This window comes from Cellvibrio sp. UBA7671, assembly GCA_002483145.1.
Classification (GTDB): domain Bacteria; phylum Pseudomonadota; class Gammaproteobacteria; order Pseudomonadales; family Cellvibrionaceae; genus Cellvibrio; species Cellvibrio fibrivorans.
In genome coordinates, this window is record DLHJ01000019.1 from 320,255 (window position 1) to 344,188 (window position 23,934).

Below are 23,934 nucleotides of genomic sequence, written 5' to 3' on the forward strand. Positions count from 1 at the left end.
GCTTAAAGGAGTACCTATGTTTAGACGTCTGGCTGCTTATCTGGAGACACCGGCCGAGTTGAAGCCGCGTTTACCATTCCCCTATGTGGATCTCTACAACTGGATGCCCAAAGACGGACGCATTAATTTTGGTGATCATCTCGCCGAAATTGTGACACGCCAACTGCTGGCACTGCAGGGATTGAGTCTGGATCAGGAGGTGAGCCAATGTGCGCGTCTGCTGGCGATAGGCTCGATCTTGCAAAACAGTACCGATGGCGATCACATTTGGGGTAGCGGCTGGAATGGCAAGGTGCCAGAGTCGATGTTCAAATCCCGGAAGCTCAATGTGCATGCTGTGCGCGGGCCTTTAACCGGGGAGTTTCTGCGCAGCCGCGGCTTTGTGGTGCCGGAAGTTTACGGTGACCCGGCACTGTTGGTGCCGCATTTGTTCAAGGGACGTTTTAGTCCCAATCCCCAGCGCGATTATGTGTTTGTGCCCAATCTCCATGATTTGTCGATCCTGCCAAATGGCACCCCAAATGTTATTTCACCATTACAGGGGTGGAATAGGGTGATTGAGCAGATCCTGCAAGCCAAACTGGTGCTGGCCAGTTCGTTACATGGGTTGATTATCGCTGAGGCTTACGGAATTCCTGCACGTTACGTGCGCCTGTCGCAGACGGAGGATCCGTTCAAGTACAAGGATTATTATCTGGGGAGCGGCAGGCTTGAGTCAGAGCTGCAATTTGCCAGTTCCATTGACGAGGGGAAGGAGATGGGCGGGATGCCCGGATTGCGCTTTGATCATCAGCCATTGCTGAATGCGTTTCCACTGCAGCTATGGCGATAAATTGAGTTTATCTTGTCTCTGAACTCCCGCGCAGGCGGGAGTTAGTTTTTTGTCCCTCGAGTAACCCGTACATCACTTCTACACCAACCTTAGTAACCGTTGTAAATAATTGATTACCGGTTTTGCTCTGGCTGGAGCCATAGCGGCGCTTTCGCCGAGAAAATGTTTGGTCTCCTGCCGGAAGATACTGGACATAAGGGCGACGTAACTCAGTGCGCCCAAACCCGCCAGCAGCAACAGGCGAACCCCCAGGGCAAGGTCGCCAGGCAGGGTGTATTTGGCGAGCAGCACTATTCCCAGCATCATCAGTGAAGCTGCAAAAGTGGGCGCGATAGTACGTAGTTGCCGGCTGATATCCACCGCGAATACCTGCTTGAAAAAATACATATTGAAGAAAATGCTGAGGTAAGTCCGCAGGGCAAAACCGGCTGCCGCTGCGACTATCCCGTAGGGCACCAACAGAAATCCGAGCAGGCAATTCAGTGCAAAAGTGATGCTGGCGAGGATCATTACCCGCTGTGAATGTCCGCCTGCGGTGAGCGCTGCGTTGACCTGATAGCCTATGACCAACGGCGCTATACCCAGTGCCAACAATGTCATCACCTGGCCGCTTTGTGCCCATTTTTCGGTGAACGCGAGCTGGATAAATTCTGGCCCCAAAGCAGCTGCACCAAAAAAAATCGGGAAAGTAAAATAGGCGCTCATGCGCATCACCCGGAGGGTTCCCTGGGCGCGCTGTTCCCGTTCGCTCATGCGCGCTAATGCCGGTAGCAGGGTCTGTTCAAAGGGTTTGAGCACAATTTCCTGCAGGATAAACAGCGCCCGTCCACCGACACGGAAAAACCCCAGTGCGGCTGGGCCGAGCAGCAGGCCGACCAGCATTTCATAAATCTTGGAGGCGAAGTTGCTGATCATCTGCGCCAGCGTCAGTGGTGTGGAAAAGGCCAGAAGGGCACGCGCGTGGGCGAGCGAAAATTGCAAGCCGGGTAGCCAGCGGGCGCTGTGCAAGGTCACCAGCGTCACTACCAGTTGGTTGAGCAATTGCTGCCAGACCAGTGCCCACACCCCATAACCCTGGAACGCCAGAACCACGCCCACCAAACCTGCGAACAGGCTACCGACCACAGTGCGTAAAGCGATGGCGCGGAAATTAAATTCGCGTTTGAGCTTCCCCTCGTGCACGGCCTTTACGCCTTCCAGTAAAAACACTATCGACAAGACTTGCACCAGCAGTTCTGCACGCGCGTCGTAGTAGTAGGCGATCACGGGTGCGGCGATAAAAAACACCAGCAGTGTCACCAGCGCGGCCAGCAGCAGGTTGAGATAAAAACAGGTGGCGGCATAGCGTTCATCCCACTCGGGATAGCGCACTATTGCTTGTGGCAGCCCGGCATTCACAAGGATCTTTCCCAACTCCACCACAATCAGCGCAAAAGCCACCAAGCCGATTTCTTCGGGCGCCAGCAGGCGCGAGAGGATAATAAAAATCACAAAGCTGATCAGGCTGTTGCCGCTTGCCGCGGCGCTCATCCAGAGGGTGCTTTTGCCAAAACTTTTTTTCAGGCTCATGGGCTACTTAGGTCAGTGGCTATTAGGGCGATTGATCAGGGGCGATTGGTTATGCGCCGGGCAATTAGCGCGACTTGCCAGCCTCCGGTATTTCCGCTGTGTCAGTTGGTGGCGTGGTGAGTTGGCGATAAAAATCCAGGGTGCTGGCGGCGAGTCTATCCCAATTGTAGTTGTCGAGTGGGCAGATGGGCGGGCGCGTGCTGTGCTCCAGCGCGACCAGTGCATGTTGCAGGCAGCTTGGTGTCAGCTCCCCGGCGTAACCGTAAATCCACTGCAGGCCGAGGTTTTTTTGCAGGTCGATAATCGCCCCCATATGCGGTGCTATCACCGGCCGGTTGTACGAGAGTGCCAGCAGCAGCGCACCCGAGTTAAGGATCGCTTTGTAGGGCAGGATCACCACATCTGCCGCGCTCATATACACGTTCAGTTCACTGTCGGGGATAAAACGCAAAAACAGGCGTGTATTAGCACCTTTGAGTGTCTCCAGCTCTGCGCGCAAGGCATCGCTGTCGGGCGTGCCGGCGATGACTAATTGATAGTCGCCCAGATGGGCTTCATTGAACGCTTTCATCAATCCGGGAATATTTTTGTAGGGCTTTATCATGCCTACAAATAGCAGCACCTTCTTTTTGGTGTTCAGCGCCAGCTTCTGTTTTGCAGCCACTTGGTCCATGGCCGGTGGGTAGCAGCTGCGATAGTGGCCGTGGGGGATTATTGCGTAGCGGGTGTTTTCCGGCGGTTGATAGCGCTGGTAAAACGCAGCCTTGTTTGCCTCGCTCATAAAGATAAAACCATCGCAGCGGCGGATAAACCAGCCCATAAACCATTGCGATAACTTTGGCCGTATGGCGTCGTGGGGTGCGGTATTGTGCACTGTCCACACCAGTTTGCTGCCCTTGAGTTTGAGCGCGCAGACCATCATTCCCAGCAGCAGCATGCGCTGCCAGGTTTTTACCAATCCCCGTTGGTTGATATAGCCGTCCGGCCAGTGAAAGTGCACCAGATCCGTTGGTTCTTGCAGGGCTTTTGCGTGGCGATACTCTCCAACACCGACCCCCAATTTTTGCAGTTCGCGGTAGAGCAGGGCGTTGTAGGGATTGACCTTTTCGTTGCTGAACGCAGGTGCGGCGAGAATACGCATAACCATTAACCTTTGCTGGAGCCACTGTTTGTGTAATTGCCGGTGCGCTTGCCGGTGCGCAGACAGAGGGCGAGGAACAAGCCGATATCCAGGGTGTAGCGGCGGGCGAGTCGGGCGGGTTCAAGGCAAAGGCGATAGAACCACTCCAGACGCAGGCGGCGGATCCAGTCGGGAGCGCGCGGTTTATCGCCGGCCAGGAAATCCAGCAGGGCGCCGACACCAAACAATAGCGTCACCTTCAAATTGGCGCGCTGCTGCAATATCCAGCGCTCCTGCAATGGGTTGCCCATAGCCACCAGCAGCACATTGGCACCGCTGTTGTTGATTTGGTTAATCAGGGCTTGGGTGTCTTGCCCCTGGCTATAACCATCGCTGACACCTACCACATTCACGCCAAATTCCGTGCGCAGGGTGTTGGCGGCACGCAGGGCGATACCGGGTTTGCCGCCAAACAGGTACACCCGCCCCTGCTGCTGGATGCTGTGCAAGAATGCCGGGATAAAGTCGGTTCCATTGAGGTTCTGCGGGAAGCGGGTGCGGTGTACCAGCCAGGTGCCTATATCCACCCCGATACCGTCATTGATGATCAAGGTACTCTGTGCCATCTGCTCCTGCAGCCCCTGGCATTGCACAATAAAATTGGTATTGGCAAAAAAAAGCGCCGTTTGCTCACCATGCTCCAGATGACCTTGCAATTGCTGTTCAAGCTCATTGCCTGTGGTGCGCAGCAGCTTGAAACCGCCGAGGGCGAGGTACTTGTCCGCTTGGCTCATACCACCAACTCCGTATCGGCAAAGGCATTGGGGGTGAGCATGCGCTCGGCTACTTGCTCCCAGTTGAGTACCGGTTGGGCGCGCAGTGGCTGTTCAGGGTGAAGTGCGCGCTCAATCGCAGCGGCGATGGAGTCTGCATCCCCCAAATCATAGCCAAAGCGGTTGCTGTAATCGGCCGCGATAAAATGCGGGCAGATCGCCGGTACCCCAAAAAAGGCATATTGGATTAACTTCATGGACGTATCGCGCAGGTATACCGGCAAATTGATACTGGAATAGGGGGCGATCCCCAACTGCGCGTGTTTGATATAGGGCAGGGTTTGGGCAAAGGGCATCTCGCCGTAGAGATGCACATTGGGACCGTAATCCGGATGTGCTGGTTGTCCACAGCCAATAATGTGGAACTGGATATCTGGAAAACGGCGCGCTGCAAGTACAAAAAATTCCGGGTCAAATAGCATAGAGCCGACCGACACCGCGTGGATGCCTTCACCATAAGGAGATGGGTCGGCCTGCTCCGCCACGGCATGGTCTATACCGTGGGGCACAAACGCCAGGTTGTGGCGGCTGGGGATGCCTTCAGCCAGCGCCTTGGATGGCAGGGCGATGGCATCCATCTGCGGCGCGGCGCGCGCAAACGCCTGGTTCACATACTCGGCCACATTGATGGTATCCAACGCATCCGAGGCGCGGTAGAGCACTTTGGCCGACGGGTTTAGCTGCTTGATCAGATCGAAGAAGATCGGCGCTACACCGCTTTCCAGCAGAATCACATCCGCCTCGCGGATCCAGCGGCGCAAGACCTGATTGCGCCCGCGGCTGTAAAGGCGGTACATCAGGTTTTCCAGCGGGCGTAGCCAGGGGCGGCGGGTGTTAAAGGGGTGATAAAGCGTCTTCCATAAATAGCACTCCACACCGTAATAAAAGCCGATTTGATTGGCCTCATTGTCGAGCGACAGGCGCGGGTCATGCGTGTAGCGCGACAGCTTGCTGTAGCGCAGCGAGAAGAACCGGGTGGTGCCGAGTTTGGCCAGCTCACGCGTAATAAAATGGATATTCGCCCGGCGCGGGGAGCGGTAGTCGTGGGCGGAGAGCACCAAAAAAACGGGTTTTGAGGCAGCAGTTACTGTGTTTGCCGGTGTAGGCGCAGGTGCCGGGGCGTTTACAGTCTGGTTCATGATGCACTCCTTAAAGTGATGTTGATCTTTAGGTGACTCATTGGTTGCAGGTGACCCTGGGCGTTCAATCTGTTGCATCCTTCGGGGGCAGTGGCGGACTTAGATCGCCTCCCCGGTAAAATGCGGCTTTCAGGGGTGCCCATTGAGGTGAGGGGTTGAGTAGATCGCTATTTAACGCAAAGGGGTAATCACCCCACCAGCGGCCGCCGGCCCAATAGCTCCAACCTTTCCATTCGTTCCCCCGCATGAGCTTCAGGAAGTACGCCAGCGTTTCCATGCAGGGCTGGGTGGCGGCCATACCGAATTCACCCAGAAAGAGTTGCAGTTCGTTGTCGCGCGCCCATTGGCTGATGCGTGCAAAAGGTAGGTCAAAATGGGTTGGTGGATAACAGTCTTGCGCGGTACCGGAATAGTCGCGGTCGGCGTATTGGTGCACTTCGATTACGGTGCGTTTGAGTGGGTCTTTGAGCCCGGCAAACGCTATGGCGTTGGAGGCGCCATCTTGCTCACTAAACCAGCTGTGCAAACCGTTCCAGCCACCGCCACCCACCATCACCAGATGGCTAAGCCCCGCCTTGCGCAACGCGGCAAGGGTACGTTTGGCCAGTGTTGCCCAGTCGGCCAGCGGGATATAAGCCGGTTCATTCATTAGCCCGAGGGCGACATAATCCGGATTACCCAGCGCGCTGGCCAGATTAACCCAGAGGTCCACAAACGCATCCTGTTGAGCGGCGCTGGTGATTGGCTCGCTGTAGTATTTGGCGTAGTTATGCACATCCAGTAACACACACAAATCGTGCATTTGTGCCTGGATGATGGTGGTTTGCAGACGCCTGAGTTCAGCTGCATCAAACGCGAGATCCAGCCGTGGTTGCAGCCGCTCCCAGCGGAATGGCAGACGGATGATAGTGGCGCCCTGAGCGGCGACAAAGGCCAGTTCCTGGTTGGAGGGATAGATGTAATCCTTGGCGATCACACCGGGTAGTTTTTTGCTGTTGAACTCCGCTCCGGCCAGATTCACGCCAGTGAGCCGGGTGTTGTCCAAACAGCCCGCCGAGACGCCAAAAGGCATCAGCAGCGAGAGCAGAAGAATCCATCCAAACCTGTTCATGGCCGCCGCCCCAGTTGTTCATAGAGTGCCAGATAGCGGTCAGCTACCTGCGGCCAGGCGTAGCGCTGGGCAAATTCCATGGCCGCAGCACGGCGCACTTGATAACCCGCATCACCCTGGGCATGAAGTTGCACGAGCATATTGATACTTGCCGAAGGGGCTGAGTCCAGCTCGGTGAGGCTGCCCAGGCCGGACTCATCCACCAGGCGGCGGAAGGGAGGAATATCGCTCAGGATGGGGGTTAAGCCGGCACTCATTGCTTCGATTGGGGCGATCCCAAATCCCTCGTGGCGTGACAGGCAGAGGAAGTAGCTCGACTGGCGGATCAACTGGCGGATTTCTTCATCGCTTGGGTTGGGAACCAATTGCACTGCGCCCTGTAGTCCCAAGCTGTCGATTTTCTGTTGCAGCTCGACGGCCGTGTGGTCGTACTCGCGTCCGGCGACAGTGAAACGCCACTCGGGATGCTGACGATGCAGAGCGGCAAACAGCTCCAACGCGGGTAGCAAGCCTTTGTTGATCGACCAGCGGCCAAAGTAAATCAGGCTCGGTTGTAACGCTGTTGCACCCTGGTTGGCGTACTTTTCGATATCTACCCCGTTTTCAATTACCTGCAATTTGTCCTGCCCCATGATTTGGCCAAACAGCTGGCCATCGTTGGCGCTGGTTGCCACTACCTGGCTGTAGGCATGGGCGGAGAGGCGGGTGACGGTGTTGAAATAGGCGAGTTTGGCGCGAGAGGCGAAGCGGGTGTGAAAGAAACCGCCGTGAGTGGACAGCAGCAGTGGGCGTCGGTGCAACCATTGGGTCGCGGCGAGGAAGTCGTAAAAAAAATCCACTCCGTGGACATGGATCAGGTCGCTGTCACTAACATACTTGAGCACTGTGGGGCAGAGCGGGTAACGGCTGGAACCGCGATAGGGCAGACGAATAACCTCAATACCATCAATCAGCTCGCGCGCCGGCAACTGCTCGTCAGTATTGCGGAACAAGCGGTCGAGGGTAATTATTCGCGTCGCCTTGTGCCCTTGGCGCAACTGGTGCCGGGCAATATTACGCACGACTTCTTCCATACCGCCAATCGAAGGTAAATATTGACGTACCACATGGGTGACACTGACGGTCATGGGTTACCTCGGTAGTTGGGAGTGGGAAGTGGCAGCGAAGTGGCATAGCCCGGCACCGATGTGCGGGTGGCCAGGCGCGCCGGGTTTTGCAGCAGACATCCAAGCATGCACCAGAGTAATGCTGAGGTCTTGAAGGCAAACAGCGAAGAGCCACTGATGGCCAAAATGAGTGAGATATAAAGTGCGATAAAAGCACGAAAGCGGCGGCCGCGTTCGTCGGGCATCGGCTGCAACCAGATGCTAAACCAGAGTAACAGGCATAGTGGCAGGCCAAAACCGGCAATCAAGTAGGCGTAACCCATGTCGCCGTAAAAGCGAGGTGTGGTTATGGCGAGCAACAGTTCAACGTCAAATTCCAGCAATGCCCAACCACTCAGGGCAATTCTGCCCATAAAGTTGTCGCCGTATTCGGATGTGGTTACCCCGACCAGCAGGACAAGCCCAATCGCAATGAAGGGAGCGAGCAAGGCCAGATTGAGTGCCGCACCGTGTAAAAAAACGCGAGTCAGCAGCATTAAGGGCACTAGTATGAGCGCGAAACGGGAATCGCACAGGATGATCATCACCACAGCTGAGCTCACAAAAAACACGCCTTTGCGCCAATCGCGTAGATCGCGGCTCAGCCCCCAGGCAGCAGTGATAGTGGCGAAGTTGCCCAGGGATACCGGCTCCAGAAATACCGATGACACCCTGTGGCTACCCAGCAGGCTTGGCAATAGCGTGCGCCCTATACCCTCCGGGCGGGTGCCGTTGAGCTGCAGTTTGCTCTCGCGCACATAATCCGTAATGGGTGCCAGGTTTCCGGTGCTGACGTAGTAGCTGAAAATATCGAAAAAACGTGTGTAAGTGTCGAGCATCAACAGCTCAAATAACCCCAGGCCAAGCACTACCGTAACAATGCTTACCAATGCGCGATCCACCACCTCCGGTCGGCCGAGGTTGCAGCCCAGCCAGAAAAAGCACAGGGGAATGGCAAGGTCGCGGAAGGTTTTGGGATTGAGTTGGCCGCTGGCGATGGCCCCTATGCAGAAATAAGCGACCGCTACCAGACCGATAATGATGAGCCCGGGTCGCAGGCGGCGAACTAACATGGGCAGGCAAGCGAGCATTATCAACGCCTCAGTCATACCCACAACCGCCACCGATGTGCGCAGACCGAAGGTATTCAGCAGGCACAACACCGCTTGATAGGCCACCGCGGCGAGCAGTATGCCGGTCACCCACCATTGATCCTGGTTGGCAGCAGTTGTTGCCAACGGGAGCGGATTCGTAAGGTGATGCCCGTTGTTCATACAAGCGTCTCCTACGTCTGTTTTACCTGGCCGAGCATGGCGGCGCCCAACAAACGCACACCCAGATCACGCAACCTTTGGCAAATGGCTGCCAGTGCCTGGGAGCGGGTCTGGTGTTGACGTGCGAGTAACAAGGCAGCGCCAGCCTGCGCAGCGACTATCTGCGCATCGCGGTTGGAATCCATGGGAGTAGTGCTGATTAGGGTGATATCAAACTGCTGCGTCAATGCCGCAAGCCGCTCTTGGTAACGTTTACCTGAAAGCAGTTCTTGGGGATTGGGCGCGCGCGTGCCAGCGGGCAGTACCCATAGCGAGCGCACCATTGCAATATTGATTGGAGCTACCGCCGTGCGGCTGGCGAGCCAATCAGACAAACCGGGCGTATGCTCTGGCAGATGCAACAAGCGATTGAGTTGGGGTGAACGCAGGTTGGTATCGATTAGCAGGGTGCGCAGTCCCAATTGCGCAAAGCAGATCGCAAGATCGGCGGCTGCCAGCGCCGAACCTTCGGCATCTTCGGCACTGACCAGCGCCAGCGAACGCTGCGACTGGTTGTTGAAATAGCGCAGCATTAACTCACTGCGCAGACTGCGCAGCGCTTCTGCCTGGGGGCTATCGGGTTGGAACAGGGCGCTCAGGCGATGGTCGAGCTGGCTCGACTGCGCAGGAGTTTGTGTATAGGCAAATTGCTCGGCGAGTATGGAGTTGATGTCCTCTACCTGCACCAGTCCAAGCTTTAATGCTGCCTCGCCAAAGCGCAGCCCTTCCCGTTTTTGCAAGGCGAGGATTAGCGTCAGGTCTTTCTGACCGAGTTTGCCTGCCGCCACCAGCATAGGTCCCATTTGAGTGGAAGATTGATTGGCGCTAGTGGGGATGCTGCTGGAGTGCAAGGTATGGGCAAGCCGGCCATCGCCATTGAGGAGCTGTGCTGTGAGATCGTTCATATCTTGGCCTCCTTCAATACAGCAGAGCCTCTGCGGGGTCGGTAGTTAGCACGGTTGTAGGTTGCAGGGATGTGTGCGAGTAGCACCAGTCCCAGCCCTTGCTCAAGGTCAAGTGGATGGCGGATTCGTGGATCAAACCATTCCCAACCCAGTGCAATTGCAGTGCCTAATAACAGCCCGGCTACGCACGCCAAAACCAGCGTTATGGCCGGTTTGGGGGAGGTTGGGCGCGCTGGAGGTGTAGCGCTATTGAGTACCGCAACATCGGTAGTGGCGATCTGGCTTTCCAGGCGCGACTGCGCGCTGCGCGCCAGTGCTGCGTCATAGGCGGCCTGGGCATTATCGGCCTCCTGTTTGAGCAGGGTGAGTTCGTTGCGGTTGCGGCTGAGTTGTAACACCAATTCTTTCTGACGCGCCAACTCGATTTTGAGCTGCTCTTCACGCGCTTGTGACAATTCCACCGAGGACTGCAAGCTGCCGCTGATTAGCTCCAGCATAAGATCCATTTGCTTTTTCAGTGTGTCTACTTCACTCAGTGCCTGCTTGTATTGCGGGTGGTTTTCCCCTACCTGGCGCGCCACTTCAATCAAGCGCGCTTGCGCTTGCGCCAAAGTAGCCGCCAGATTTTGTACTTGTGGGTTATCCAGCCCACGGGTATCTAATTGGCCTTTTTTGGGATTGGCCGCGGTGTTGGCAATCTGGTCGCTGCGGCTTTGGGAGTTCAAACGCTCGTTTTGCACTGCAATCAGCATGGACGACAAGTCAGCTAGCTTGGCTGACTCCAAATCCAGCCGATCCGAAGAGGCGAGGATGTTGTGCTCCTCCTGATAGGTGGAAAGCAGGTTTTGTTTCTCGATCAATTCATTGCGTAGCCCGGTCAGTTGTTGGTTGTACCACTGGCTAGTCTGTTTGGCGGGCTCAATGCGCAATTCCAGGTTGGTGATCATATAGGCCTGCGCAAAGGCATTGGCGAGCTGCGCAGCCAGCGCCGGATCTTGCGCCTTGAAGCTGATGGTCAATACGCTGCTATCGCGCTTGGGGGTGACGCCCAGACCCTGCGCGAGAAAGCTAAGTATAAGACGTTGGTCGCGGATGGCATCGCCGGTGAGTTTGACTGCTTTGAGCATCGCCGGGTGGCTGGTTAACCGCAGGTCGGTGATGACTTTTATAGCAACATTGCGGCTGCGGATGATATCGGTCTGTGTTGCCAGATAGCCGCCAGTGATACGTCCGGGTTGGGCTTGGCCACTAATAGGATCTAGCCCCCGGCTGTCAATTAGCAGGTCGGTCGCGGCGGTGTAGGATTTGGGGGTGAGTAAGATCAGCAGCAGGGCAGCAGCTAGAGCTGCAATAGTGGTGGCGATAATTGCCCATCGGCGTGCACGCAAAATACCGATCAGAGTAGTAGGGTTCATATATTGCTCCCGTTAAAAGAGGCTTTCCTTAATCACCAGGACATCGCCATCCAATACCCGGTCATCGGGCTTGGCACGTAACTCCTGAACCGATCCATCTGCCCGCTGGCGGAACACTTTCACACTGCTCTCGCTGGCGCGCGCTGTTGGACCACCCCCGGCGCTAAGTGCCTGACGCACATTGAGTGGGCGGTCGAGGCTGTACATGCCCGGGGTATGGACTTCGCCGTTCAAATAAAATCGCCCGGCGTTGGGCACATAGAGTGTATCGCCATCCTTCAGCCACACCGTTGGCGATGGATCTGCTGCCTGATTTAGCAATTGCTGTAAATCATATTCCGTTCGCTCCTGACGGCCATCCGGGGCCATGCGCATCAGCACTAGCCGCTCACTGCCATTGGCAGCTATGCCACCCGCCCAGGCCAGCGCCTGGGTCAGGCTGGTTGGTCCTTCCAATACCAGCTTCCCTGGGTTATTGACCTTGCCGAGAATCGCGACTACCTGGCTGCGGTATTTGGTTACCAAGAGATTTACCTGGGCATTTTTAAGGACGTTGTCTTGCTCGTAGCGATTGGCGATCAGGGCAGCGGCAGCTGTGCTGGTTTTGCCCGCAATGGGCAAATTGCCCAGTAGGGGTACCATCACCATGCCATCAGCGCTGACCTGAGTTTCCGCAGTCAGATCCGGCTGCCCGTACACGCTGATACGAAGTTCATCGCCGGCGCCAATTAAATAGCTGGCATTGCTGGCTGTTTGCGCATGCACTTGTACTAGCGCCCCCAGCATGACCAAGCCTAGCGTCCATCGGTAAAATTGTCGGTAGCACTGCCCGCACCACTGGAAAACCATATGCTGTCCTTAAAAAGCCTGAATCGGTTCGGGGCGAACCCGCGAGCCGGTGTGTGAATAGTCATCAGCTTGAGCTGTGCAAAAGCGAGGCCTATCCGGCGGAATGGCGCTAAAAAAAAGTAAAAATGCGCTACAGCGCAGATTCCACGCGGGATTTGGCGTGAAAATAGGGTGGGAAATCGGAGAAAAACTCTATCAAGTATCCATTAATGCCCTTTTTTGGTGCCATAGTGGTATTCAACGGTAGGTGTTTGAGGAGCATTCCATAGGCGACCGTCGTCATGAATGTAATTGCTACACTGCATGAGTTTTTTGCGTGGCAGCTTTTTGGGCGCCTGGTGTACAATGCGCGCCTAAATTTCCCTCCTTCCCATCCATACCCTCGGCCAGCTTTTTTGGTCCGCAGGTCAACTCAGGACTTATCTATGTTTGATAAAAACCAAACTATTGCTTCTTTTGATCCCGAAATCTGGGCTTCCATCCAGAATGAAGGCAAGCGCCAGGAAGAGCATATCGAGTTGATTGCCTCGGAAAACTACACCAGCCCTATGGTGATAGCAGCCCAAGGCACCAAGCTGACCAATAAGTACGCCGAAGGCTATCCGGGTAAGCGTTACTACGGTGGTTGCGAATATGTAGATGTCACCGAAGCCTTGGCGATTTCGCGCGCGAAAGAGTTGTTCGGTGCCGATTATGCCAACGTACAACCGCATTCGGGTTCACAAGCGAACAACGCCGTTTACGCTGCACTCTGCGCACCGGGCGATACCGTGCTGGGCATGAGCCTGGCACACGGTGGTCATCTGACTCACGGTGCCAAAGTGAACTTCTCTGGTAAAATTTACAATGCTGTGCAATATGGTCTAAATCCTGAGACTGGCCTGGTTGATTACGATGAAGTTGAGCGTCTGGCGATTGAGCACAAACCCAAAATGATCGTTGCCGGTTTTTCAGCCTACTCACAAGTATTGGATTGGCAGCGTTTCCGCGATATCGCCGATAAAGTAGGTGCTTATTTGTTTGTTGATATGGCGCATGTTGCCGGTCTGGTAGCCGCTGGTGTTTACCCTAACCCGGTACAAATTGCCGATGTAACTACTTCTACCACCCACAAAACCCTGCGCGGTCCACGTGGCGGTATCATCCTTGCCAAAGCCAACGAAGAGATTGAGAAAAAGCTCAACTCAGCAGTATTCCCCGGTGGCCAGGGCGGTCCTTTGATGCATGTGATTGCCGCTAAAGCCGTCAGCTTTAAAGAAGCCATGACTCCTGAATACAAGGCTTACCAAAAGCAAGTAGTGGTGAATGCCAAGGCAATGGCCAAGACTTTCTTGTCGCGCGGAATCAAAATTGTGTCTGGCGGTACTGAAAACCACCTGATGCTGGTTGACCTGATAGGCAAATCCTACAGCGGTAAAGATGCGGATGAAGCCTTGGGTAAAGCACACATCACCGTGAACAAAAACGCGGTACCTAACGACCCTCGCTCGCCTTTCGTAACCTCTGGTATTCGCGTAGGTACTCCTGCGGTTACCACTCGAGGCTTCAAAGAAGCAGAGTGTGTGCAGTTGACCAATTGGATCTGCGATATTTTTGATGCGCTGGAAGCAGGTAACGCCGATGCGGTTATCGCCAGTGTTAAAGCGAAAGTGTCTGATCTGTGCAAGAAATTCCCTGTTTACGCAGAGTAATAACCGGCTAAATAAAGCTCCAAGGTGTGACTTTGGGGTGTTTTTCAGATAACAAAAAGGCAGCCCAAGTGGCTGCCTTTTTGTTTCTGGTGATAATCCTTACCCCAGCATCAATAGCGTTTTCGATTAATTAGGTACCACAATTACAGTGTCGCCCGTTGAACCCGTTTCGCCAGTATCACCCGTTGCGCCCGTATCTCCGGTTGCACCAGTATCACCAGTATTGCCGGTATTACCCGTATTTCCGGTCGCGCCGGTATCGCCAGTTGCGCCTGCATCACCTGTTGCGCCAGTGTCGCCAGTATTGCCAGTGTTTCCCGTATTACCGGTTGCTCCTTGTACACCTTCAACGCCAGTTGCACCTCTGCTGCCCGTATTACCCGTATTACCCGTATTACCCGTATTACCCGTATTGCCCGTATTGCCGGTATCACCGGTAGCCCCTTTTTCGCCGGCCGGACCGGGAACTGTGAGTACAACAGTGTCTGTTTGGCGTTCGCACGCGGCAAGGCCAATGGAGCCAATAAGTGTTAATAAAAGAAGGGGATGTTTCATAGGATGCCTTTTTAATGAGTCAGATAAAACCGCAGTTTTCAAGGCAAGAGAACCTGTTGGACAGCGCTGGGAAGTAAACAACATTCGTTTAAGTTGGGTGCAGTCTAAACACTGAGGTTGAATAGTGCGGTGCGCCAGCGAACAAAGAGAAAACGGAAGTGCTTATGTCGCCAAGCTTTCTCGCGATCGGATAGTGGCACCGATTACAACATCTAAAAATTTCTCTTTCATAACCACACCTTCATTTTTAATTACTATAATTATCAGTTTTTCTTCAAATTAGATTATTTTTTATAGAAGGGTAATAAAAACTCGATTTTTTGGACGTATTGACTTATTTTTAATCAACTTTGATAGCAAATTGGTTCCATTCAATGGCGCTTTCTTCCTCGGTCAATATCAAGCGATTTTATCTGGCAGTGAGCGCCATTTTGATTGCCGCCTTGGTGTATCAAATCACACGGGAAGAAACCTTGCTGAAACCAGACCAGCGCTTACAACTGGCACTCGATGAGCAGTCGCCGTTGACTACTGATCCTGCTGTCAATCCGGTGTTAGCCAAGGCGAATAGCAAACTGGCTCGTGCACAGCAGGCGTTGAATCCGGCCGCAGCGAAGCCAGTCCCCCCGGTTGAGCTGGCAAAGGCGAATGAAACCACTGCAGTAGTGCCCGACGCTTGGCGCGCGGCAGATGCAAACGCTGCTACCCCGGTAATGCCCCTGCCAAGTGGAGTTTCGGTCTATGAACCGGTATCGGTCGATATGGAAAATCCGTCCTATCCAGAAGGGGGTCAGCAAACGAGTGTGATATTGCCCGGCGGAGAGCGATTGCAAGTGAATGTGGAATCTGGCGGTACGAATCCTAATGGTGATTACAGCTGGCGCGGACATCTGGATGGCCATGGCGATGAGTATCCGGTTGTGATGACCTATGGCGGCAACTCGGTCTTTGCCACAGTGACAACCCCCAAAGGCAGTTACACATTGGAATCCGTTAATGGCAGCGGATGGATTTACAAAAATCCATCCGAGTTTGAATTATCCCATCCAGGCGCTAATGACTTTCTTGAAATACCGCACGACCATTAGTGCTTTTTAAAACATATTTTTCATTGTTTGTAATCAGACGGAGTCGTTATGCACAGTTAATAAAGCAACACGTTGAACTTTAATGGATACGCGCAAATTTTGGTTTTATATCTGAGTTTGTCAATCACGGAAGGTTTTAAGTAAAGTCAATCGAGAGAATTCTATGAAAAATTTTATTCAAAATTTTATCCGTGCTTCTGCTATCACATTATTGTCAGCCGCCGCTTTTCCTGCGCTTGCAGCCTCCACCGTAATTGATGTTCTTGTTGTGTATACCAAAGGCACTGCCAATTTATACGGTGGTGATCCCACCACTCGCATCAATCAAATTTTTCAGGTCACCAATCAAATTTATGCCGACAGCGGCGTGGATTTGGAAATTCGCGTTGCCCAAACCTTGCAGGTGGATTACACCGACGACAACAACGCCGAGACCGCGTTGAATAATATTACTTTCAATCAACATACTGCATTTAGTGGTGTTGCCGCTGCACGCGAACAGGCTAAAGCGGACATGGTTATTTTGTATCGCCCCTATATGAATTCACACGGCAGTTGTGGCATCGCCTGGATAGGTGGCAGCAATGGTGCCATGAGTGCAGGCCACAAAGCCTACATGTTTGCCCATGTCGCAATAAATTCTTGTGGAGATTTTGTAACGGCGCATGAGCTGGGTCATAACATGGGTTTAAAACATTCACGCAAACAAGATGGTGTGGGTGGTGTTTTCCATTATGCATTGGGGTACGGAGTAGCAAATTCATTTACTACAATAATGGCTTACCAAAGCGAATTTAATGTGGATTACTGGACTGGCAAAGTGTACAAATTTTCCAATCCTGACATTATTTGCAAAAACAATTTGCCCTGTGGCGTGGTTCGTACCAATACCACCAGTGGGGCAGATGCTCGCCACGCCTTGAGCATTACTGCACCACAAATTGCCAGTTATTATGCGGGCGCTTCGGTATCCAGCGCTGCATCTTCTTCACTCAATTCGAGTTCCAGCGTGGCCTTGTCATCCAGCAGATCTTCCAGCTCGGCAAGCAGTGTTAGCAGTGTCGACGCAGCGACATTAAAAACCCGGGTGGAAGCAGCACGCACAGCGCACTCTGCAGCAGTGGCTGCGGTAAGCGCAAACAAAGTGGCGATCAGTGCAAAAACTGCAGTAGAGAAAGCGGCAAAAACAACGCTGACGACGGCCACTAAAAATCTTACCACTGCTACCAAAAATTATGAAAAAGCGGTTGCTACTTACAATGGGTTGGTTGCAAAAGTGAATCCATTGGTAACCCAACTAAATACGGCATTCGCTGCTTACAATTCTGCTACTGCTTCGGCCAAAGGATCTAAATTAACCGCCTATAACAATTTGGTGGCTAAATACAATGCATTGGTTGCGCAAATCAGTGCCGCAGTTACTGCAGCCAATACTGCATTTCAGCAAATAGCTCCTGCTACAACAGCGGCCAATGCAGCGACCAATGCTTACAACGTCGCTGTTGCAGCAACTACAGCGGAAAAAGCCAAAACTGCCGGGCTGACTGCAACAGTGACCAGCGCATTAGCGACGTTAAAAACCTTGGAAAGCGAGTACAAGGCCGCGTTGAAAGCCTGTAAATGTACGGTGTAGTTCTTCTGCGTTTATCGCACATCACCTGATTTTTTGTTCGTTGTTTTAGTGGTCTGTCTTCACCCGGCTTCGGTCGGGTTTTTTGTTTTTGCAGAAAGGTAAAACTCCGTAAAGCCCTTCTATTTAACCAACGCCTGGCCTAAGATCCCCGCACAACCATAATCAGTGATCACAACAGAATTACACATAGCAGACCTGACATAACAATAAATTCCCTGGACTTTTACGCAGGAGTTATCTGGATGAACCATTTTTTAGTGCATTACCTTCGCTCGCACCTCGTTTCTATTTGCTCAATGTTATTGTTTCTGTTGCTAATCAGTGGCTGTGCACACAAGCCTGTTGCAACAATCCCTGCACCTCAATCAGTTGCCGAAGTTGCCAACCGCGCTGCAGATTGGCAATTGGCGCATATGGAAAATTTTGATTATGTACGCACCTTTCGCGACCACACTGAAAACCCGCATGGCTGGATTCAAGGCGCATTTTTTGTAGGATTAAATCGCTGGGCAGAGCACAGCCAGAATGCAGATTATCTGCAAGCCTTGGTTGCAAAGGGCAAAGCCAATAAATGGAAGCTCGGCGACAAAAGCTGGCATGCCGATGACCAGGTAATTGGTTTCTCCTACGCCGCAGTCGCCGCGCGCAAAAATGATCTCAGTCTGATCGCACCAACACAAAAAATATTTAAAGAGATCATGGCAAACCGCAAAACTCACAGTCTGGAATACAACTCCGATCCAACAGGCCAGGGCGAAGCAACTTGCCAGCATCGCTGGTGCTGGTGCGATGCCTTATTTATGGCACCACCCGTGTGGGCAGCCGTGGGTAAATTAACCGGTGACCCTGTTTATTTAAATTACGTCGATGAAGAATATCAGGCAACAATTGATTATTTGTTTGATAAAGAAGAGCACCTGTTTTATCGCGATGGCCGCTTTTTTGAGCGCCGCAGTAAAAATGATAAAAAAATATTCTGGAGCCGCGGCAACGGCTGGGTGTTTGCGGGCTTGCCCCTGTTGATTGAACAAATTCCAGCGAATGATCCGCGCAAACAAAAATACGAAAACCTATTTAAAACCATGGCAGCAAGTTTGCTCAAGCTCCAACAACCCAACGGTTTCTGGCCGTCATCACTTCTGGATAAAGACGAATTCAATGTGCCCGAAACCAGCGGCACGGGTTTTATGACGTTTGGTATCGCGTGGGGAATCAATAATGGTTTGTTATCAAAAGCAGAATATTTACCGGCAGTAAATGCTGGCTGGAACGGGCTCTCCAGCGCAGTCGATAAAACAGGCAAGCTCGGTTGGGTTCAGCAGGTGGGTGCATCGCCAGAAAAAATATTACCGGAGGATACACAACTCTACGGCGTAGGCGCACTATTGTTGGCCGCGTCAGAGGTTAGTCTGTTGTAATGGGTTGATTGGTGTAATTGACATTAAGGTAACAGAAAGATTGATCTTGTTGCCAGCAAACAGATATTTCTGTAGTTTTTTGCTTGATGTGTCTAATAAATTTATAAATATTGGAGGTTTCTAATGTTTGTTGGAATGGAAAAAAAGGAAATTCATTTTCTTATGGGAGCTGGAGCCAGTTTTGCAAGTGCCGACACTACTCCATTTCGAGTCCCGTTGGGGAAAGATTTATTCGATAGTCTGGAGAGGACTATCGGAGGTTATTATTTCCAGAATATGGAAGAAAAAATAAAAATAGTTTTTCGGGATGATTTCGAAAAAGGTATGGAAATTTTATTTCAAAATAATGTTGATGCTACTTGGATGCAGATTGCATTATCTAAATATTTTTTACAATTCGTGGCGGGGGAGCAAAATGTTTATTTGAGGCTTCTCGACATGCTTATTAATCGTGATGTCGTTTATTCATTTTCTACTACCAATTATGAATTGTTGATTGAGCAGTGTTTGAACCAAAAAGAACTGGTTCCATATTATGGTATTGGCATAAGACAAAATTCTTACAATCTCATCTCTCTTCTTAAGATTCATGGTTCGCCCAATTTTATCCCTGACGCAAATGTAGATAATTTTCTTATGCAGGGATGTGTTTTTCCTGCAAAAAAAACTATTGCATCATATCCCGTGAAGGCTGTTATGCCGCAAGAGGCTTTAGATTTTGCGTATAAAAATAATGGTCTTGCAGCATCTATGGCAATGTATGCAATGGGCAAAGATGTTCTTCATGCTCCTAGTGTCGTTGAATTGCAGCAAGAACTATGGCGCTTGAAATTAAAGCATCAGTGCAAGTTTATTGTAATTATCGGGTTGCGTATTATAGAGCGTGACGAACATATATGGTCTTTTTTGGCAATCCAAGTAAACATCCCAATATTGTATGTGGGTGATGAAGTTGAATTTTTCGATTGGAAACGCAGAAACAATAGGAAAAATTGCTTTTATTTGGGAGATAGGTTCGAAAACTGTATATCTGAAATCGAAGCGTATATATCGGGGGAGAGAAGTTTGACGTAGCTTTAAATTGTTTTGGTGCGGAGCTACCTATGTAGGGCAGTCATGACACCTAATTGGAGTTGCTTTTCCCATCCGCCAACCCGCTGGTTCTTCCCCTTGTTGTGATATGGAGCATGGGGCGAAAACCCTGCATTTTGTGCTAGTATGCGCCCACTTTATCAATCGCTGGGGCCGATGATCATGCATTGTCCGTTTTGTAGTGCGGAAGATACCAAAGTTATAGATTCACGCCTGGTGGCGGAAGGCGACCAGGTGCGCCGTCGCCGTGAGTGTTTATCCTGCCATGAGCGCTTCACTACTTTTGAAGTGGCCGAATTGGTGATGCCGCGCATCATCAAGCAAAACGGTACCCGCGAACCCTTCGATGAAAACAAACTGCGCGCTGGTTTATTGCGTGCGCTGGAAAAACGCCCGGTGAGTATCGAGGCGATTGAATCGGCCATTAACCATATCAAACACTTTTTGCAGGCGACCGGCGAGCGCGAAGTAAAGGCATTGCTGGTAGGCGAGAAAGTGATGGAGCAATTGCAAAAGCTCGATGAAGTTGCCTATGTGCGCTTCGCTTCTGTGTATCGCCGCTTTAAGGATCTCAACGAATTCCGCCAGGAAATCGACCGCCTCGAACAGCAACCTGAAAACGACTAATTTTCTGATGACCCTATCTTCGGTTGATTTTGAATTTATGGCGCATGCGTTCCGTTTGGCGGAGCGCGGCCTTTACACCACCATGCCCAATCCGCGTGTCGGTTGTGTGCTGGTGAAGGACGGGCAGGTGATCGCTGAAGGCTGGCATGTCCGTGCCGGTGAAGCCCATGCCGAGGTTAATGCGTTAACTGCGGCGGGCGATTCTGCAGTTCACGACGGCGCGCGCGGCGCAACGGCTTATGTAAGCCTTGAACCCTGCAGCCATACCGGTAAAACCGGCCCCTGCTCGCAAGCCTTGATCGATGCCGGTATCGCGCGGTTGGTCTACGGTATGGAAGATCCCAATCCGCTCGTTTCGGGCAATGGCATCGCTATGGTGCGCGCTGCGGGTATTCAAGTTGATGGCCCGGTTTTGGAAGATGATGCGCGTGCACTCAATCCCGGTTTTGTCCGCCGTATGGAACGCAAACTGCCTTACGTGCGCTGCAAAATGGCGATGAGTATTGATGGCCGTACTGCTATGGCTTCGGGCGAAAGCAAGTGGATTACAGGCCCCAAAGCGCGTGCCGATGTGCAGCGTCTACGTGCTCGTTCATGCGCGATTATTTCCGGTGTCGATTCCATCCTGCAGGACAACGCTTCACTTACCGTGCGTGTGGATGAGTTGGGTTTGCCTAACGCTGAAGAGGCCGCCGCGAAACAACCGCTGCGGGTGATCCTCGATTCACAACTGCGCACACCGCGCACCGCCTTGATGTTTAAACAATCCACCCCGATATTGCTGGTGCACAATGGCAAGGTAGAAGCTGAGCAGTTAAATGATTGGCCGGATTTTGTTGAGCTGATTGCGTTGCCGGGCAAAGATGACCGCATCGATTTAAACGTGCTCTTGCGCGAGCTCGCCAAACGTCACTGCAACGAAGTGTTAGTCGAAGCGGGCGCCAGGCTTTCTGGCAGTTTTTTACGCCGTGGCTTGCTCGATGAAATCATTATGTACATGGCGCCGAAACTGCTCGGCAGCAATGCGCTGCCACTGTTTGATTTGCCGCTGGATACTATGTCCGCTGCGCTTTCGCTGAAAATTAAAGACATTCGCGCCGTCGGGCGTGACTGGCGTATCACCGCCGTGCCTGACACTGAATACTAGATAGGTAACACCTTGAACGATCAAGCTCCCGATTTACAACCCACTCCAAACTCACCTCAGGTGGACAACACGGCGTCGCTCGGCCAGCGTTTTGCTGCGTTTATGTTGGACGGCGTATTCATGGTTATTTCGATGATGTTCCTGATGCAGTATTTGGGCTTGACCGAGTTTGATCCCAACAAGGCGCAAGATGCCCAGGCGATGCAAACCGAAATCCTTGCCAAAGTGGCCGCTTTGTCGAATGGGCAAAAGGTATTGCTCGCGTTGTTTCCCTACATTTCATTTTTGGTATTACATGGGTATTTGCTCAGCCGCTACGGGCAAACCATCGGCAAGCGCATCATGGGTATTGCCATTGTAACTATGGATAATCGCCTCCCGCCGTTTTTCCAATTGATCGTCCAGCGCTATTTGATCCAATGGTTGGCAGGCCGTGTGCCTATGGTGGGTGGCATATTGCGCTTGGTGGATATTCTGGCGATTTTCCGTGCGGACAAGCGCTGCATCCACGATCATCTTGCCGGCACTAAAGTGATTGATTTAAGAATCCCTGTTACCCAAGGCAAACCAACCAGCATCATCGTATAAGTCTCTCGACTATCGCGATTCCGAGGTAAATCTATGTTCACCGGAATTATTGAAGCCATCGGCGAAGTGGTGGCGTTGCAACCTAAAAATGGCGATCTGCGTCTGCGCATCAAAACCCACAGCCTGAATCTGGGTGATGTGCATCTGGGGGATTCCATCGCTACCAACGGCGTTTGCCTGACGGTGGTGGATTTGCCCGGCGATGGCTATTGGGCGGATGTATCGCGCGAAACTTTGGATAACACCACCTTGCCCGGCTGGAAAGTTGGCCAGCGGGTTAATCTGGAAAAAGCCCTGACCCCGCAAACCCGCTTGGGTGGCCATATTGTTAGCGGCCATGTCGATGGTGTGGGCGAAGTTGTCAGTCGTCATCCTGACGCGCGCTCCGAGCGCTTTCGCATCCGCGCACCCAAGTCATTGGCAAAATATATCGCCCACAAGGGGTCAATCACGGTAGATGGTACTAGTCTTACCGTTAATAAAGTGGACGGCGCCGAATTTGAACTCAACATAGTCCCGCACACCTTGCAGTGGACCATTATGGATAGCTACAAAACTGGTACCCAGCTCAATCTGGAAGTGGACGTGCTCGCTCGCTACCTTGAGCGCCTGATGCTTGGCGATAAAGCGGCCGAGGGCGAAGGGCAGGGTATTACCCTGGAATTTTTGGCGAAGAACGGTTTTGCCTAAGCGGAATTACTTCCTTACATAGAGATTGTCTATGCAACTCAACACAATTGAAGAACTGATCGAAGACCTGCGCCACGGTAAAATGGTCATCCTGATGGATGACGAAGACCGTGAAAACGAAGGCGATTTGATTATGGTCGCCGAGCAGGTGCGCCCGGAAGATATCAACTTTATGGCGACTCACGCTCGCGGTTTGATCTGTTTAACCCTATCGCCTGAGCGCTGCAAACAACTGGATTTGCCGCTGATGGTGAGCGACAACAAATCCCAGCACACCACTAATTTCACTTTATCGATTGAGGCAGCAGAAGGTGTTAGTACCGGTATTTCGGCGGCCGATCGCGCGCTGACTGTGCGTGCAGCGGTAAAAGCTAATGCCAAGCCGACAGACATAGTGCAGCCCGGTCATATCTTCCCCTTGATGGCGCAACCGGGTGGTGTTATGAGCCGTGCGGGTCATACGGAAGCTGGTTGCGACCTTGCGCGTCTGGCCGGTTTCGAGCCAGCAGCGGTGATTGTTGAAGTGATGAACCCCGACGGCACCATGGCGCGCCGCGCGGATCTTGAGCAATTTGCCGAGCAACATCACCTGAAAATCGGTACCATTGCCGACCTGATTCACTACCGCGCCACCAAAGAGAAAACCGTTGCCTGCATCAATACCCGCAAAGTAGAAACCCTTTACGGTGAATTTGAACTGCGCACTTATCGCGATCTGGCGCGCGGCGATCTGCACTTTGTGATGATCAAAGGCGAGATAGATGCCGAGCCAACGCTGGTTCGTGTACACGTTATGGATATTGCCCGCGACGTGTTGAGTCTCAAGCGCACGTCAGTCGCTGGTGGCAAAAGCTGGACCTACCAGGATGCGCTGCGCAAAGTGAGCGAAGAGGGTAAGGGTGTCGTACTGCTGATCTGCCACGACGAATCGACTAAAGAAGTTGAAGACAGCATCGATTGGTTGATCTCCGGCAAACAAATGCGCCGCAGCTCGGAAGTGCTCTACAAACAAGTGGGCACCGGCTCGCAAATCCTGCGTGATTTAGGCGTGCGCAAAATGCGCGTGATGTCGGCGCCCATGCGCTACTCAGCGCTCTCGGGTTTTGATTTGGAAGTAGTTGAATATATTTGCCCTGAGGGTGACTAAAAGGTTTGCCCTGAGGGCGATTAACAA

At 52.5% G+C, this 23,934-nt stretch carries 22 protein-coding genes; 11 read left to right on the forward strand and 11 right to left on the reverse strand.

Annotated features, from left to right (window positions below):
• The first annotated feature begins 16 nt into the window (after positions 1 to 16).
• Positions 17 to 832, forward strand: a complete 816-nt coding sequence (locus tag B4E62_RS20390) for a polysaccharide pyruvyl transferase family protein (protein WP_310074853.1) — start codon at positions 17 to 19, stop codon at positions 830 to 832.
• Between the two features lie 78 nt (positions 833 to 910).
• Here the strand turns inward: B4E62_RS20390 and B4E62_RS20395 are convergent, their stop codons facing one another.
• The 10 genes from B4E62_RS20395 to B4E62_RS20440 all read right to left on the reverse strand — a co-directional run bounded on the left by B4E62_RS20395 (position 911) and on the right by B4E62_RS20440 (position 12,231).
• Positions 911 to 2,401: a lipopolysaccharide biosynthesis protein gene (locus tag B4E62_RS20395; RefSeq protein WP_331353352.1), complete on the reverse strand. Its 1,491-nt coding sequence runs from the start codon at positions 2,399 to 2,401 to the stop codon at positions 911 to 913.
• Between the two features lie 64 nt (positions 2,402 to 2,465).
• Positions 2,466 to 3,542 carry a glycosyltransferase family 4 protein gene (locus B4E62_RS20400; RefSeq protein ID WP_331353353.1) on the reverse strand — a complete coding sequence of 359 codons (1,077 nt, stop codon included), beginning with the start codon at positions 3,540 to 3,542 and terminating at the stop codon, positions 2,466 to 2,468.
• Positions 3,543 to 3,547: 5 nt separating this feature from the next.
• Positions 3,548 to 4,315 (reverse strand): WecB/TagA/CpsF family glycosyltransferase, encoded by a 768-nt coding sequence (locus tag B4E62_RS20405; protein ID WP_331353354.1) that lies wholly within the window; start codon positions 4,313 to 4,315, stop codon positions 3,548 to 3,550.
• Positions 4,312 to 5,493 (reverse strand): glycosyltransferase family 1 protein, encoded by a 1,182-nt coding sequence (locus B4E62_RS20410; RefSeq protein WP_331353355.1) that lies wholly within the window; start codon positions 5,491 to 5,493, stop codon positions 4,312 to 4,314. The genes B4E62_RS20405 and B4E62_RS20410 overlap by 4 nt, the downstream gene beginning before the upstream one ends.
• Positions 5,494 to 5,557: 64 nt before the next feature.
• A complete protein-coding gene (locus tag B4E62_RS20415; protein ID WP_310074840.1) occupies positions 5,558 to 6,604 on the reverse strand; it encodes a glycoside hydrolase family 5 protein in 1,047 nt (348 codons plus the stop codon).
• Positions 6,601 to 7,731, reverse strand: coding sequence for a glycosyltransferase family 4 protein (locus B4E62_RS20420; protein WP_331353356.1), 1,131 nt, complete (start codon positions 7,729 to 7,731; stop codon positions 6,601 to 6,603). The genes B4E62_RS20415 and B4E62_RS20420 overlap by 4 nt, the downstream gene beginning before the upstream one ends.
• Positions 7,728 to 9,023: a polysaccharide biosynthesis protein GumE gene (locus B4E62_RS20425; RefSeq protein WP_331353357.1), complete on the reverse strand. Its 1,296-nt coding sequence runs from the start codon at positions 9,021 to 9,023 to the stop codon at positions 7,728 to 7,730. Before B4E62_RS20425 ends, B4E62_RS20420 begins: the two co-directional genes overlap by 4 nt.
• 11 nt (positions 9,024 to 9,034) lie before the next feature.
• Positions 9,035 to 9,967 carry a polysaccharide biosynthesis tyrosine autokinase gene (locus B4E62_RS20430; protein WP_331353358.1) on the reverse strand — a complete coding sequence of 311 codons (933 nt, stop codon included), beginning with the start codon at positions 9,965 to 9,967 and terminating at the stop codon, positions 9,035 to 9,037.
• Positions 9,964 to 11,382, reverse strand: a complete 1,419-nt coding sequence (locus B4E62_RS20435; RefSeq protein WP_310074834.1) for a Wzz/FepE/Etk N-terminal domain-containing protein — start codon at positions 11,380 to 11,382, stop codon at positions 9,964 to 9,966. Before B4E62_RS20435 ends, B4E62_RS20430 begins: the two co-directional genes overlap by 4 nt.
• 12 nt (positions 11,383 to 11,394) lie before the next feature.
• A complete protein-coding gene (locus B4E62_RS20440) occupies positions 11,395 to 12,231 on the reverse strand; it encodes a polysaccharide biosynthesis/export family protein (RefSeq protein ID WP_331353359.1) in 837 nt (278 codons plus the stop codon).
• Between the two features lie 425 nt (positions 12,232 to 12,656).
• Between B4E62_RS20440 and glyA the strand changes: the two genes are divergently transcribed.
• On the forward strand, positions 12,657 to 13,922 hold the full coding sequence (gene glyA, locus B4E62_RS20445; RefSeq protein ID WP_310074830.1) for a serine hydroxymethyltransferase: 1,266 nt from the start codon (positions 12,657 to 12,659) through the stop codon (positions 13,920 to 13,922).
• A gap of 126 nt (positions 13,923 to 14,048) precedes the next feature.
• Here glyA and B4E62_RS20450 read toward each other — a convergent pair whose 3' ends face one another.
• Positions 14,049 to 14,477 (reverse strand): collagen-like protein, encoded by a 429-nt coding sequence (locus tag B4E62_RS20450; RefSeq protein ID WP_331353360.1) that lies wholly within the window; start codon positions 14,475 to 14,477, stop codon positions 14,049 to 14,051.
• A gap of 374 nt (positions 14,478 to 14,851) precedes the next feature.
• Here B4E62_RS20450 and B4E62_RS20455 point away from each other — a divergent pair, with 374 nt between their 5' ends.
• The 9 genes from B4E62_RS20455 (at position 14,852) to ribBA (ending at position 23,907) form a co-directional block, all read left to right on the forward strand.
• Complete coding sequence (locus tag B4E62_RS20455) at positions 14,852 to 15,565, forward strand: hypothetical protein (protein ID WP_331353361.1); 714 nt, start codon at positions 14,852 to 14,854, stop codon at positions 15,563 to 15,565.
• Between the two features lie 163 nt (positions 15,566 to 15,728).
• The gene (locus tag B4E62_RS20460; RefSeq protein WP_331353362.1) at positions 15,729 to 17,198 is read left to right on the forward strand and encodes a M12 family metallo-peptidase; all 1,470 of its coding nucleotides are present in this window, start codon (positions 15,729 to 15,731) and stop codon (positions 17,196 to 17,198) included.
• Between the two features lie 242 nt (positions 17,199 to 17,440).
• A complete protein-coding gene (locus B4E62_RS20465) occupies positions 17,441 to 18,616 on the forward strand; it encodes a glycoside hydrolase family 88 protein (protein ID WP_331353363.1) in 1,176 nt (391 codons plus the stop codon).
• A gap of 123 nt (positions 18,617 to 18,739) precedes the next feature.
• On the forward strand, positions 18,740 to 19,690 hold the full coding sequence (locus B4E62_RS20470) for a hypothetical protein (RefSeq protein ID WP_331353364.1): 951 nt from the start codon (positions 18,740 to 18,742) through the stop codon (positions 19,688 to 19,690).
• 180 nt (positions 19,691 to 19,870) lie between these two features.
• Positions 19,871 to 20,335, forward strand: a complete 465-nt coding sequence (gene nrdR, locus B4E62_RS20475) for a transcriptional regulator NrdR (RefSeq protein ID WP_310074004.1) — start codon at positions 19,871 to 19,873, stop codon at positions 20,333 to 20,335.
• 7 nt (positions 20,336 to 20,342) lie between these two features.
• A complete protein-coding gene (ribD, locus tag B4E62_RS20480) occupies positions 20,343 to 21,482 on the forward strand; it encodes a bifunctional diaminohydroxyphosphoribosylaminopyrimidine deaminase/5-amino-6-(5-phosphoribosylamino)uracil reductase RibD (protein WP_331353365.1) in 1,140 nt (379 codons plus the stop codon).
• A 12-nt stretch (positions 21,483 to 21,494) separates the two neighbouring features.
• A complete protein-coding gene (locus B4E62_RS20485; RefSeq protein ID WP_331353366.1) occupies positions 21,495 to 22,070 on the forward strand; it encodes an RDD family protein in 576 nt (191 codons plus the stop codon).
• Between the two features lie 33 nt (positions 22,071 to 22,103).
• Positions 22,104 to 22,760: a riboflavin synthase gene (locus B4E62_RS20490; RefSeq protein WP_310073276.1), complete on the forward strand. Its 657-nt coding sequence runs from the start codon at positions 22,104 to 22,106 to the stop codon at positions 22,758 to 22,760.
• A 31-nt stretch (positions 22,761 to 22,791) separates the two neighbouring features.
• Positions 22,792 to 23,907, forward strand: a complete 1,116-nt coding sequence (gene ribBA / locus B4E62_RS20495) for a bifunctional 3,4-dihydroxy-2-butanone-4-phosphate synthase/GTP cyclohydrolase II (RefSeq protein ID WP_310073278.1) — start codon at positions 22,792 to 22,794, stop codon at positions 23,905 to 23,907.
• Positions 23,908 to 23,934 lie beyond the last annotated feature (27 nt).

What these genes read in the sequence shown, in the direction of transcription:
- B4E62_RS20390 (WP_310074853.1), top strand. Translation starts at nt 17, where the DNA reads ATGTTTAGACGTCTGGCTGCTTATCTGGAGACACCGGCCGAGTTGAAG.
- B4E62_RS20395 (WP_331353352.1), bottom strand. Translation starts at nt 2,401, where the DNA reads ATGAGCCTGAAAAAAAGTTTTGGCAAAAGCACCCTCTGGATGAGCGCC.
- B4E62_RS20400 (WP_331353353.1), bottom strand. Translation starts at nt 3,542, where the DNA reads ATGCGTATTCTCGCCGCACCTGCGTTCAGCAACGAAAAGGTCAATCCC.
- B4E62_RS20405 (WP_331353354.1), bottom strand. Translation starts at nt 4,315, where the DNA reads ATGAGCCAAGCGGACAAGTACCTCGCCCTCGGCGGTTTCAAGCTGCTG.
- B4E62_RS20410 (WP_331353355.1), bottom strand. Translation starts at nt 5,493, where the DNA reads ATGAACCAGACTGTAAACGCCCCGGCACCTGCGCCTACACCGGCAAAC.
- B4E62_RS20415 (WP_310074840.1), bottom strand. Translation starts at nt 6,604, where the DNA reads ATGAACAGGTTTGGATGGATTCTTCTGCTCTCGCTGCTGATGCCTTTT.
- B4E62_RS20420 (WP_331353356.1), bottom strand. Translation starts at nt 7,731, where the DNA reads ATGACCGTCAGTGTCACCCATGTGGTACGTCAATATTTACCTTCGATT.
- B4E62_RS20425 (WP_331353357.1), bottom strand. Translation starts at nt 9,023, where the DNA reads ATGAACAACGGGCATCACCTTACGAATCCGCTCCCGTTGGCAACAACT.
- B4E62_RS20430 (WP_331353358.1), bottom strand. Translation starts at nt 9,967, where the DNA reads ATGAACGATCTCACAGCACAGCTCCTCAATGGCGATGGCCGGCTTGCC.
- B4E62_RS20435 (WP_310074834.1), bottom strand. Translation starts at nt 11,382, where the DNA reads ATGAACCCTACTACTCTGATCGGTATTTTGCGTGCACGCCGATGGGCA.
- B4E62_RS20440 (WP_331353359.1), bottom strand. Translation starts at nt 12,231, where the DNA reads ATGGTTTTCCAGTGGTGCGGGCAGTGCTACCGACAATTTTACCGATGG.
- glyA (WP_310074830.1), top strand. Translation starts at nt 12,657, where the DNA reads ATGTTTGATAAAAACCAAACTATTGCTTCTTTTGATCCCGAAATCTGG.
- B4E62_RS20450 (WP_331353360.1), bottom strand. Translation starts at nt 14,477, where the DNA reads ATGAAACATCCCCTTCTTTTATTAACACTTATTGGCTCCATTGGCCTT.
- B4E62_RS20455 (WP_331353361.1), top strand. Translation starts at nt 14,852, where the DNA reads ATGGCGCTTTCTTCCTCGGTCAATATCAAGCGATTTTATCTGGCAGTG.
- B4E62_RS20460 (WP_331353362.1), top strand. Translation starts at nt 15,729, where the DNA reads ATGAAAAATTTTATTCAAAATTTTATCCGTGCTTCTGCTATCACATTA.
- B4E62_RS20465 (WP_331353363.1), top strand. Translation starts at nt 17,441, where the DNA reads ATGAACCATTTTTTAGTGCATTACCTTCGCTCGCACCTCGTTTCTATT.
- B4E62_RS20470 (WP_331353364.1), top strand. Translation starts at nt 18,740, where the DNA reads ATGTTTGTTGGAATGGAAAAAAAGGAAATTCATTTTCTTATGGGAGCT.
- nrdR (WP_310074004.1), top strand. Translation starts at nt 19,871, where the DNA reads ATGCATTGTCCGTTTTGTAGTGCGGAAGATACCAAAGTTATAGATTCA.
- ribD (WP_331353365.1), top strand. Translation starts at nt 20,343, where the DNA reads ATGACCCTATCTTCGGTTGATTTTGAATTTATGGCGCATGCGTTCCGT.
- B4E62_RS20490 (WP_310073276.1), top strand. Translation starts at nt 22,104, where the DNA reads ATGTTCACCGGAATTATTGAAGCCATCGGCGAAGTGGTGGCGTTGCAA.
- ribBA (WP_310073278.1), top strand. Translation starts at nt 22,792, where the DNA reads ATGCAACTCAACACAATTGAAGAACTGATCGAAGACCTGCGCCACGGT.